1 protein-coding gene is annotated in these 13,484 nt (G+C 35.6%); it reads left to right on the top strand.

All coding sequences use genetic code 11. The features are described from left to right. Window positions 1–109 precede the first annotated feature (109 nt). Window positions 110–13,414, top strand: a complete 13,305-nt coding sequence (locus tag H0I27_RS03580) for an Ig-like domain-containing protein (RefSeq protein ID WP_218732540.1) — start codon at window positions 110–112, stop codon at window positions 13,412–13,414. The last annotated feature ends 70 nt before the right edge of the window (window positions 13,415–13,484 follow it).

The raw sequence follows: 13,484 nt of genomic DNA, 5'->3' as shown, positions 1-13,484 counted from the left end.
ATTTAACACTTTTTACACAATAAAGTGACTTTACTGATTACTAGGTGTCTAATAGTTATTGTTAAATATATATTAAAATTGTATTTTTGTAACTTATAAAAAAATTAACATGATTAAAAATCTAAAAAGATCGAGCCTGCTTGGGGAAATAGCTCGTTTCAATTTAGTTCCCCCAACAAGAAAAGCAACTGCTTTAAAATTTAATAAAGCTTCATTCTTTATTTTACCAATCCTTTTTCTGTTTGCCTTTCAAAGTGTTGTGGGGCAATCTACAGTTACACTTGAAGTAAATTGGCCCGCTTCTTCTAATGGTAATCGTATTGCTAATTCAACTGGAGGTACTCTGATGTGTGACAATAATGACTGTTTTTCTAATATTGTAGACCCTAATTCTAGCTACACAGGAACTCGAGTTTTCACAAATCTACCAGATAATACTTACTCTATTACCTTAGAAAGTAGACTTGTAACTGGTTGGGCTAATTCTGGAACTGAAGCTTCTTACCTTAAAATATATGATGATGGCCTTTTTATTGGTAGATATGATTTAAAAGGCGCTAATAGTTTGACTATCAGTTTTGACGTAACAACACCTGTAGACCCATGTAATGCTGCCGAATCTGGTAATTTAGATACCGACGGAGATGGTATCTCAGACCAATGTGATGAAGATGATGATAATGATGGAATTTTAGACATAGATGAACGCAACACAATAAACTGCAACACGCTACCTACTCCTTCATTTGCTTCTGCAAATGGTCCTTTTAGCTACAATGGTTCAAATCCAGCTATACCAGGAGTTGGAGACCAATTTATATATAATGATGTTTATACAGGTGTAGATGCTATTGTTACCATCGTTTCTTCTACAGATACAAGTATTAATGTATTAGATGTACCAGGCATTGGTGTAGACGCACTAGGAATAGATACTAATTTTCAACCACGTATTCAACATGCTAACTCAACTAGTTTTACAGAATTTAGAATTGACTTTGTTGTTGCTGATAGTGAGATTACTGCACCACCAGCCACCTATATTCTAACCACGATAGATAATGATGTAAATGAGTTTGTAACATATATAGATGGCACAACTGGTGACTTATTTGTAGACACCCCAAACAATTTAGAACTTTATAATAATCTACCAGCTAACGTAGATGGCTTTAGCCAAGGTTATATTAGTGATGGTAATGTAATAGATGGAATTGGTACTTCTGGTACAGAAGCTCAAGTAACAGCAGTATATTCTATTATATCATCTGTAAGTTTTAGATTTGGAGACTCTTCTAGTAATCTATCTTACCATTCAATAGGCTTTGAACCATGTATTACGGATAATTGGAATAATAATGCAATCATATTATACGAAAATATAGATACAGATGGAGACAGTATACCTAACCATTTAGATTCAGACTCAGACAACGATGGTTGTAGTGATGCTGATGAAGCATATTATACAGGTCTTACAAATCCAGATGCAGATGCAGATGATAACGGATATTATGGTACAGGAACACCAACAAACCCTACAGAAGTAAGTAATAATGGTAGAGTAATTGCAGCAGGTTACACAACACCAAACGCATATTACTTAGATGCAAGTGTAAATACTTGTAATGATAATGATAATGACGGTGTACCAGACGGAGCAGACTTAGATGATGATAATGATGGTATTTTAGATACTGTAGAAATAAATCTTAACTGTCCATCTACAGATTATATAGATTTAGGTGCAACATTTACAAATACAACTACAGGTACAAATGGAGGGAATTCTTCCGGTACTACATCTAACCTTTACACATTTGAAGGAGTAGAAAGTACCTTTAGTTTTGAAACAACAAACTCTGTAACTTGGGCAGGTGGAGTTGCTAGTGCAGGTCCAACAGGCGGTGTAGACGGAAACTACATCAACGTACAACCAAATAACACTAAATTTCCTTTAGGTTCTTACTATCCAGCAGATGCAGCAAACATAGATGTAGCTGTTTATAAATTAACATTTACAAAACCTGTTCACAACTTAGAGTTTAAATGGGGAGGATTAGATAATGATGACAGAGTAGACTTTACAGCAAATTTAAATGGAACAAATGTGCCTTTAACAATTACTAACAACACATTACCAAGTAATAATTATACAATTATAGGTCAATCTGTTATTAGTACTAATGGCGGCTCTAATGCACCAGACAACAGTGTTATTGTTTCTCTAACGGGTCCAGTAACAGAAATTGTTTTCGTTGCTGGTAAAAATAATTCAACTAATACTGCTTCTAATGTAACAATGCAGTTATTTGAATTAAAATACTGCCTAGCTGCAGACACAGATGGTGATGGTATCCCAAATTATTTAGATAACGATTCAGATAACGATGGTTGCCCTGATGCAATAGAAGCAGCAGGAACTTATACTTATGCTGATATTGATGCTCGTTATACTTATTTAACTGCAACTGTAGATGCACAAGGTATTCCTAATGGAACATCTCAAGGAGCAGGAACTTCTGCTGATGCATCGATACAATCAGATATTTGTAGTCCTTGTGACCCTGCAAACCCTAAATTCCAAGATTTTGATGGAGATGGCATCGGAAACATTTGTGATAATGATGATGACAACGATGGTATACCTGATGGTGGAAAAATATTTGAATATGAAAAAACAACTATCGTTCCTGGTGAATGTACAGAAACGCAAGTAGAATGGTTACATAATAATGAAGGTTCCGCTCCTTATGACAATCAATCTGATTATGCAACTTTTGACAATACAGGAAGTTGGAGACCTCACCCATACTCTCAGCTTACAAACCCTAATTTTACAAATGCAGATAACATTGCGTTTGGGTCTGGAGTAGATGAAGCTAGCTATAATGAAGCTTCAACTTATATTATTGGAGGTGTAGACAAAACTACTTTCGAAGATGCAAAAGCCGATAATGATTATGTACAAGTGGCCTACACACCTGCTGTTAACATGAATTTAGGTTTGGTACGTCTTGGTTTTTCAACTCCAGACAATGGTAATTCTTTATTAAACTTAGGAAAGTTCTTTGTTACTTTAGAAATGTCTACAGATGCTAATTTTGCCACTTCTACTGTTTTGTATTATGATGGTTATGTAGATGAAATAGAACTAGATCAATACCTAATGTTAGGTCATACATATGATATCGATTTAACCGCAGGTACAAAATACTATTATCGTTTTTACATCTATAACGAAAACAACACCTATCAAGACAATAACGTTGTTCGTTTCGATGATGTAATATTTCAACACCGTATTAGCTGTCAGTCAGATAACGATAACATGCCAAGTTACCGTGATGTAGATTCAGACAACGATGGTTGTCCGGATGCTTTAGAAGGAAGCGGAACTTATAGTCATACAGATATTGATACAGATCCAAGCAGCCCAACTTTTGGAATGCTTACTGCTGCTGTAGACAATGATAAAACAAGCGCTACTTACGGAGTTCCAGGTGGAATAACACAAACAATTGGTACTTCTCAAGATGCAGACATCCAAAGTCCTGCATGTTATATAGCAGCTTATAATGATATCAATCAAACGCCACAAGACGTTCCTGTTAATGGAGCCCTATTAACAAATGATGAAAATATAGCAAGTGTAACAACTGTTACTATAAACGGTACTGATTATACAGTTCCTCCAGAAACAGGTGGAACTCCAGGAAGTGTAACTATTACAGATATACCTGGTGTAGATAAAGACAATAATCCTGTTACAAATGCTGGTACAATTATTATTAGATCAGACGGAACGTACACCTTTACACCTACTGCAGGTTTTACAGGAACTATTAATCCGATTACCTATGCAGGAGAAGGAACAGATGGTGCTACAGATACTGCATCTTTAACTATAAAAGTAATTCCGAATGTTCAGCCAGGTAATAATCCGCCAACGGCGCAAAACGATGTAAGTACAACAGAGGTAAATACAACTATAGACTCTACAATACTTACAAATGATTCTGACCCAGATGGTGATGCTTTAACAGTTAGTTCTTCAGATGTAACCATAGGAACTGCTACTACAGTCCCTGGTAAAGATAAAGATGGTAATACTGTAAGTAATGCAGGACAACTTACTTTAGAAGATGATGGTACTTATACATTTGTTCCTTCAACAGATTTTACAGGAACTATTGACGATATAACCTACACTACCACAGATCCTGACGGAGCAACAGATACTGCTATTCTTAGTATAGATGTTATTAACAACTACGGTACCAGTACCAATGATGTTAATACTACAGAAAAGGACACTACTTTAAGCTCTTCAGTAACTCTTAGTTCAGATCCTGATGAAATTACAGAAGCATCTATTGGTGGTAGTTCTTTTACTTTAGGAACTCCTAAACAAGTTTCTGGTACAGACAAAGATGGTAATGCCGTTACAAATGCGGGTACCGTTACAATAAATGAAGATGGAACTTATGTTTTTGTTCCTGAACCAACTTTTGTTGGTACAATAGATGACATTACGTATACCTATTCAGATCCAGCTTTTGACAATCCAGGTAACATTAATTATGACCCAGATGTAAATGCTACTCTTAGCTTAAAAGTTATAGACAAGGTTGGTAACAATACATTTGCTACTGATGATGCCAATGCTGCTCCGCAAGGAACATCTATGGCAGGAAACATCATCACCAATGATTTTGATCCAGAATTAGATACTCAAACATTTTCTTCTGCTTCGGTTTCTATTATAATTGATGGTACACCAACAACAATTACAATTAATCCTGGTACCTCAACAACCATTGCAGGTGTAGGAGAACTGACAATAAACGCTGATGGATCTTATACTTTTGATCCATTATCTAGCTTTGTAGGAACAGTTCCTGTTACGTACATAATTAATGATGACGGAACAACAAGTGCTAGTGACCAAGCTACTTTATATTTAACGTCTATTCCTGCTGATGTTACTGCAGAAAATGATATCAATCAAACACCGCAAGACACTTCTGTTGATGGTTCTTTAATTACAAACGACCAAGGAATAACAAGCGTTACAGCTACTGGATTTACTTTAGGAACCCCTAAAACAGTTGCTGGTGTAGATGAAAACGGAATTGTAGTTGCAAACGCTGGTTCATTAACCATCAACGGAGACGGAACCTACACTTTTGTACCTACTACAGGTTTTACTGGAACTATTGCCCCTATTACCTACACAGGAACTGGTGATGATGGAGCTACAGACACAGCCTCTTTATCTATTGAAGTATTACCAAATATTCAGCCTGCTGGTAACAATCCGCCAACGGCGCAAAATGATGTAAATACTACAGAAATAAATACAACGGTAAACTCTACAATACTCTCTAATGATTCTGATCCTGATGGTGATGCTTTAACAGTATCTTCTACTGATGTTACTATTGGAACAGCTACAACAGTTGCGGGTATTGATGAAAATGGAGTTGCGGTTACAAATGCAGGTACAGTGGAATTAAATAGCGACGGAACATATGAATTTATTCCTGCTACTAATTTTACAGGAACTATAAACGATATTACCTACACTGTTTCTGATGGAAATGGTGGTACAGATACTGCTGTTTTAAACTTAAATGTTGTTGATAACTTTGGTAACAATACGTTTGCTAATGATGATGCTAATTCTGCTCCGCAAGGAACTACAATGAATGGTGATGTTGTTGCAAATGACTTTGATCCAGAAGGAAATACAAAAACAGTTACTACTGCTTCTGCTACTTTTAACGGTACAACAACAGCAATTACTGTTGGAACACCAACAACGATTACGGGAGTAGGTACTTTAACTTTAAACGCAATTGGAACTTATACATTTGTACCTGATGCTGATTTTGTGGGAACAATTCCTGTAACATACAGCGAGTGTGATAATGGAACTCCACAAGCATGTGATGAAGCTACTTTATATTTAACGTCTATTCCTGCTGATGTTACAGCAGAAAATGATATCAATCAAACACCGCAAGATACTCCTGTTGATGGTTCTTTAATTACAAACGACCAAGGAATAACAAGCGTTACAGCTACTGGATTTACTTTAGGAACCCCTAAAACAGTTGCTGGTGTAGATGAAAACGGAATTGTAGTTGCAAACGCTGGTTCATTAACCATCAACGGAGACGGAACCTACACTTTTGTACCTGCTGCAAGGTTTACAGGAACTATTGATCCTGTTACTTACACAGGAACTGGTGATGGTGGAGCTACAGACACAGCCTCTTTATCTATTGAAGTATTGCCAAATATTCAGCCTGCTGGTAACAATCCGCCAACGGCACAGAATGATGTAAATACTACAGAAATTAACACAACTATAAATTCTAATGTAATTTCTAATGATAGTGATCCTGACGGTGATGCTTTAACGGTATCTTCTGCTGATGTAACTATTGGTACTGCTACAACAGTTACGGGTATTGATGAAAATGGAGTTGCGGTTGCAGATGCAGGTACAGTGGAATTAAATAGCGACGGAACATATGAATTTATTCCTGCTACTAATTTTACAGGAACTATAAACGATATTACCTACACTGTTTCTGATGGAAATGGTGGTACAGATACTGCTGTTTTAAACTTAAATATTGTTGACAACTTTGGTAACAATACGTTTGCCAATGATGATGCTAATTCTGCTCCGCAAGGAACTACAATGAATGGTAATGTTGTTGTAAATGACTTTGATCCAGAAAATGATGATCAAACGGTTACGGATGCAACTGCAAATGGAACGTCTATTACAATTGGAACAAAAACAACGATTCCAAATGTTGGAGATTTAACATTAAACGCTGATGGGTCTTATACTTTTGAACCATTATCTAGTTTTGTAGGAACAGTTCCTGTTACCTACATAATTAATGATGACGGAACTACAGCAGCTAGCGATCAAGCTACTTTGTATTTGACTTCTATTCCTGCTGATGTTACTGCAGAAAATGATATCAATCAAACACCGCAGGACACTTCTGTTGATGGTTCTTTAATTACAAACGACCAAGGAATAACAAGCGTTACCGCTACTGGATTTACTTTAGGAACTGCTAAAACAGTTTCGGGTGTTGATAACAACGGAAACATGCTTACTAATGCTGGTTCTTTAACTATTAACGGAAACGGAACGTACACTTTTGTACCTGCTGCAGGGTTTACAGGAACTATTGATCCTGTTACTTACACAGGAACTGGTGATGATGGAGCTACAGACACAGCCACTTTATCTATTGAAGTAATACCAAACATTCAGCCTGCTGGTAACAATCCGCCAACGGCACAGAATGATGTAAATACTACAGAAATTAACACAACTATAAATTCTAATGTAATTTCTAATGATAGTGATCCTGACGGTGATGCTTTAACGGTATCTTCTGCTGATGTAACTATTGGTACTGCTACAACAGTTACGGGTATTGATGAAAATGGAGTTGCGGTTGCAGATGCAGGTACAGTGGAATTAAATAGCGACGGAACATATGAATTTATTCCTGCTACTAATTTTACAGGAACTATAAACGATATTACCTACACTGTTTCTGATGGAAATGGTGGTACAGATACTGCTGTTTTAAACTTAAATATTGTTGACAACTTTGGTAACAATACGTTTGCCAATGATGATGCTAATTCTGCTCCGCAAGGAACTACAATGAATGGTAATGTTGTTGTAAATGACTTTGATCCAGAAAATGATGATCAAACGGTTACGGATGCAACTGCAAATGGAACGTCTATTACAATTGGAACAAAAACAACGATTCCAAATGTTGGAGATTTAACATTAAACGCTGATGGGTCTTATACTTTTGAACCATTATCTAGTTTTGTAGGAACAGTTCCTGTTACCTACATAATTAATGATGACGGAACTACAGCAGCTAGCGATCAAGCTACTTTGTATTTGACTTCTATTCCTGCTGATGTTACTGCAGAAAATGATATCAATCAAACACCGCAGGACACTTCTGTTGATGGTTCTTTAATTACAAACGACCAAGGAATAACAAGCGTTACCGCTACTGGATTTACTTTAGGAACTGCTAAAACAGTTTCGGGTGTTGATAACAACGGAAACATGCTTACTAATGCTGGTTCTTTAACTATTAACGGAAACGGAACGTACACTTTTGTACCTGCTGCAGGGTTTACAGGAACTATTGATCCTGTTACTTACACAGGAACTGGTGATGATGGAGCTACAGACACAGCCACTTTATCTATTGAAGTAATACCAAACATTCAGCCTGCTGGTAACAATCCGCCAACGGCACAGAATGATGTAAATACTACAGAAATTAACACAACTATAAATTCTAATGTAATTTCTAATGATAGTGATCCTGACGGTGATGCTTTAACGGTATCTTCTGCTGATGTAACTATTGGTACTGCTACAACAGTTACGGGTATTGATGAAAATGGAGTTGCGGTTGCAGATGCAGGTACAGTGGAATTAAATAGCGACGGAACATATGAATTTATTCCTGCTACTAATTTTACAGGAACTATAAACGATATTACCTACACTGTTTCTGATGGAAATGGTGGTACAGATACTGCTGTTTTAAACTTAAATATTGTTGACAACTTTGGTAACAATACGTTTGCCAATGATGATGCTAATTCTGCTCCGCAAGGAACTACAATGAATGGTAATGTTGTTGTAAATGACTTTGATCCAGAAAATGATGATCAAACGGTTACGGATGCAACTGCAAATGGAACGTCTATTACAATTGGAACAAAAACAACGATTCCAAATGTTGGAGATTTAACATTAAACGCTGATGGGTCTTATACTTTTGAACCATTATCTAGTTTTGTAGGAACAGTTCCTGTTACCTACATAATTAATGATGACGGAACTACAGCAGCTAGCGATCAAGCTACTTTGTATTTGACTTCTATTCCTGCTGATGTTACTGCAGAAAATGATATCAATCAAACACCGCAGGACACTTCTGTTGATGGTTCTTTAATTACAAACGACCAAGGAATAACAAGCGTTACCGCTACTGGATTTACTTTAGGAACTGCTAAAACAGTTTCGGGTGTTGATAACAACGGAAACATGCTTACTAATGCTGGTTCTTTAACTATTAACGGAAACGGAACGTACACTTTTGTACCTGCTGCAGGGTTTACAGGAACTATTGATCCTGTTACTTACACAGGAACTGGTGATGATGGAGCTACAGACACAGCCACTTTATCTATTGAAGTAATACCAAACATTCAGCCTGCTGGTAACAATCCGCCAACGGCACAGAATGATGTAAATACTACAGAAATTAACACAACTATAAATTCTAATGTAATTTCTAATGATAGTGATCCTGACGGTGATGCTTTAACGGTATCTTCTGCTGATGTAACTATTGGTACTGCTACAACAGTTACGGGTATTGATGAAAATGGAGTTGCGGTTGCAGATGCAGGTACAGTGGAATTAAATAGCGACGGAACATATGAATTTATTCCTGCTACTAATTTTACAGGAACTATAAACGATATTATCTACACTATTTCTGATGGAAATGGTGGTACAGATACTGCTGTTTTAAACTTAAATATTGTTGACAACTTTGGTAACAATACGTTTGCCAATGATGATGCTAATTCTGCTCCGCAAGGAACTACAATGAATGGTAATGTTGTTGTAAATGACTTTGATCCAGAAAATGATGATCAAACGGTTACGGATGCAACTGCAAATGGAACGTCTATTACAATTGGAACAAAAACAACGATTCCAAATGTTGGAGATTTAACATTAAACGCTGATGGGTCTTATACTTTTGAACCATTATCTAGTTTTGTGGGAACAGTACCTGTTACGTACATAATTAATGATGACGGAACAACAAGTGCTAGTGACCAAGCTACTTTATATTTAACGTCTATTCCTGCTGATGTTACTGCAGAAAATGATATCAATCAAACACCGCAGGACACTTCTGTTGATGGTTCTTTAATTACAAACGACCAAGGAATAACAAGCGTTACCGCTACTGGATTTACTTTAGGAACTGCTAAAACAGTTTCGGGTATTGATAACAACGGAAACACGGTTACTAATGCTGGTTCTTTAACTATTAACGGAAACGGAACGTACACTTTTGTACCTGCTGCAGGGTTTACAGGAACTATTGATCCTGTTACTTACACAGGAACTAGTGATGATGGAGCTACAGACACAGCTACTTTATCTATTGAAGTAATACCAAACGTTCAACCGAATAGTAATCCGCCAACGGCGCAAAATGATGTAAATACTACAGAAGTAAATACACCAGTAAATTCAAACTTACTTAATAATGACAATGACACAGATGGTGATATTATTACTGTAACTTCTGCAACAAGAATAGTATCTGGTAATCCTGTAGATATAGCTATGGGCTCTGCTATTGCAGTTTTTGGAATTAATGAAAGCGGTAATTCAGTTCCTGCTGGTAATATTACAATAATGCCTAATGGTGATTATACGTATTCTCCTATTATTGGTTCTACTAGTTTTGTTGGTACTGTAGAACCTATTACATACACCATTTCTGATGGCAATGGAGGTACTGATACTGCTATTCTAAACATAGATGTAATTGATAATTTTGGAAACAATACATTTGCTAATGATGATGCTAATTCTGCTCCGCAAGGAACAGATATGGACGGTAATGTTGTTACAAATGACTTTGATCCAGAAAATGATAACCAAACAGTTACGGGTGCAACTGCAAATGGAACGCCTATTACAATTGGAACAAATACAACGATTCCAAATGTTGGAGATTTAACATTAAACGCTGATGGATCTTATACTTTTGAACCATTATCTAGTTTTGTGGGAACAGTACCTGTTACGTACATAATTAATGATGACGGAACAACAGCAGCTATTGATCAAGCTACTTTGTATTTAACTTCTATTCCTAAAGTTCTTGAAGCAGACGCAATGATTACGCAAGTATATCAAGTAGGTGCAGAAAAATGGATAGAAATTACCAACATAGGTACAACAGATATTCCTGCAAATACTATTCTAGTACAATTGTATAAGGATAAATCAGGAGATCAAACTGGTGTAGAACCAGATGTTAATGCTATTGTTACATCTGTATTAGAAATTGGTAAATCTGTTTTATTTAACAACAGTGCAACTACTTCTATTACAAATCTAGGAACGACCACTATTCAAACAAACACTAATTTAACAGATTTGGATGATGCTACTAATGATATTATCACCTTATCAACTGCCAGCGGATTAAATTCATGGGCAAATAGATATGATGTAGCTTCTAATATAACAAACCAAACTTCTGTTGTAAGGATAGATGAGGCACTAACAACTAATAAAAACTATACCGCAGATGAGTGGGTAGTATTTATTGATGATGCAATAACTCCTTACCAACCAATTGGTGATACTGAAGTTTCAGGAACTAAAAGACATCCTCAAGATCCATTAATTTCTGAAATATTAAATTCAGATACAGAAGCGAATACGTTGTTAGGCTTACATAGAATTAACATTACTACTTCAACTACAAGTAGTAATGTATATACTAATGGTTTTCCAGATAGATCTCGTTCTGTAGTAATTGATCAAGATTTTAAACATACTGATAATAGATTAAGTGCAAGAAAACTAAAAGTTGAATCAGGTAATACATTAACAGTAACAGATCAACTATTAGTTGTTACTAATGATATTACTTTAGATGGAGATATTCGTTTAGCAGGTACGTTAGCACAATTAGTACAAACGCATACTGGTACTAGTACAATTACAAGTACAGGTGTAATGGGGAATCTTTTAGTAGATCAAAATTCTACAATACCAAGTTTATACAGATATGGTTATATGAGTTCTCCTGTAAATTCAGGAACCAACATCTACACAATAGAAGATGTATTAAAAGATGGTACAGACCCTAGTAATCCAAAGGATATCAAATTTGTTTCTGGATATGATGGATCTTTTGATGAAACAAATACACTTGCCATTTCACTTGCACCTTACTGGATATACACCTATTCACCAGAATCTAATGGTAGAGCTAATTGGGCACACCAATATGAAGATGGTGAAATAAATAGTGGAGATGGATTTATTTTTAAAGGACCTGGAAAATTACTAGGACAAAATTATACATTTGTTGGTACTCCTAATGATGGTGAATTCAATACCCATAACACTTTAGGTGCAGGAGAAGATTACTTAATAGGTAACCCTTTCCCTTCTGCTATGAATGCTAAGAAGTTTATACAAGACAACTTAGATCAGACAACAGGAACACTTTACTTCTGGGAACATAAAGAAAGTGCTATTGGTGAAGGACAAGGTATTGACGGACATATATTTGGTGGTTATATTGGAGGGTATGCAACATTAAACCTAAGTGGTGGTGTTGCGGCAGATGTACCTGCAAATACTAGTAATGATAACAATGGAACTTCTGGCACAGAAAGTGAAACTGATTATACAACACCTCTTCCATACATTGCAATCGGACAAGGATTCTTTATTGAAGGAGATGTTGGTGGAACAATAGAGTTTAATAACAGCCAAAGAGCTTATGTTACAGAAGGTACTGAATCTGTTTTCTTTAAAACAAGTGAACAAGCTAGTAAATCTAAAACTACTTCTGATGCATTACCTTTTATTAAATTAGGTTTTGAATATAACAATGAAGATAATTTATTCTTACACCATCAAATAGGAATCTCTTTCCAAGCAACAAATTCTTTTGCTTTTAATAAAGGATACGACTCGGAAGCATATGAAACTGGTAAAACAGACATGTATTGGAAATTCCCTAATGATGATAAAAATTATGTGATTGCTGGTGTTCAAGAAATCTCTAACGAGTTAGAAGTTCCTTTAGAAGTAATTGTTGATTATTCTGGACAAGTGAATATAATGGTAGATGAAACTGAAAATGTAACTAGAGATATTTATATTACAGATAAACTTACTGGAACCTCTTATGATGTTACAAATGATGAAATCACTTTAACTTTAGATAAAGGAATTTATACAGATCGTTTTGTACTTGCTTTTACTCCAAGTAGTACTTTAAACCTAGAAGATGAAATATTAGATGCATACACCAATATTTATGCAGACAATGAAAACCACCAAATTGTAATTTCTAAAAATAATGAAGTAGAAATTAATAAGGTAGAGTTGTTTGACATTATAGGTAAAAAAGTAAGTCTTTGGAATATTAAAGAACAAAAAGATACGTATCAATTAGAAATTAAACAACAAATACCAACGGGTATTTACATTGTAAAAATGAATACCAACAAAGGTACTGTTAACAAAAAAGTGGTTATTGAGTAAAAGGCTCCTCCTCTTTTTTATTAAAGAATAATTAAATATTAAAATGAGTAACAGAAGTAAATTTCTGTTA

It is taken from the genome of Polaribacter sp. HaHaR_3_91 (assembly GCF_019278525.1).
GTDB lineage: Bacteria > Bacteroidota > Bacteroidia > Flavobacteriales > Flavobacteriaceae > Polaribacter.
The sequence above is the reverse complement of the archived record's forward strand: the minus strand, read 5'-3'. Positions and strand labels throughout refer to the sequence as shown.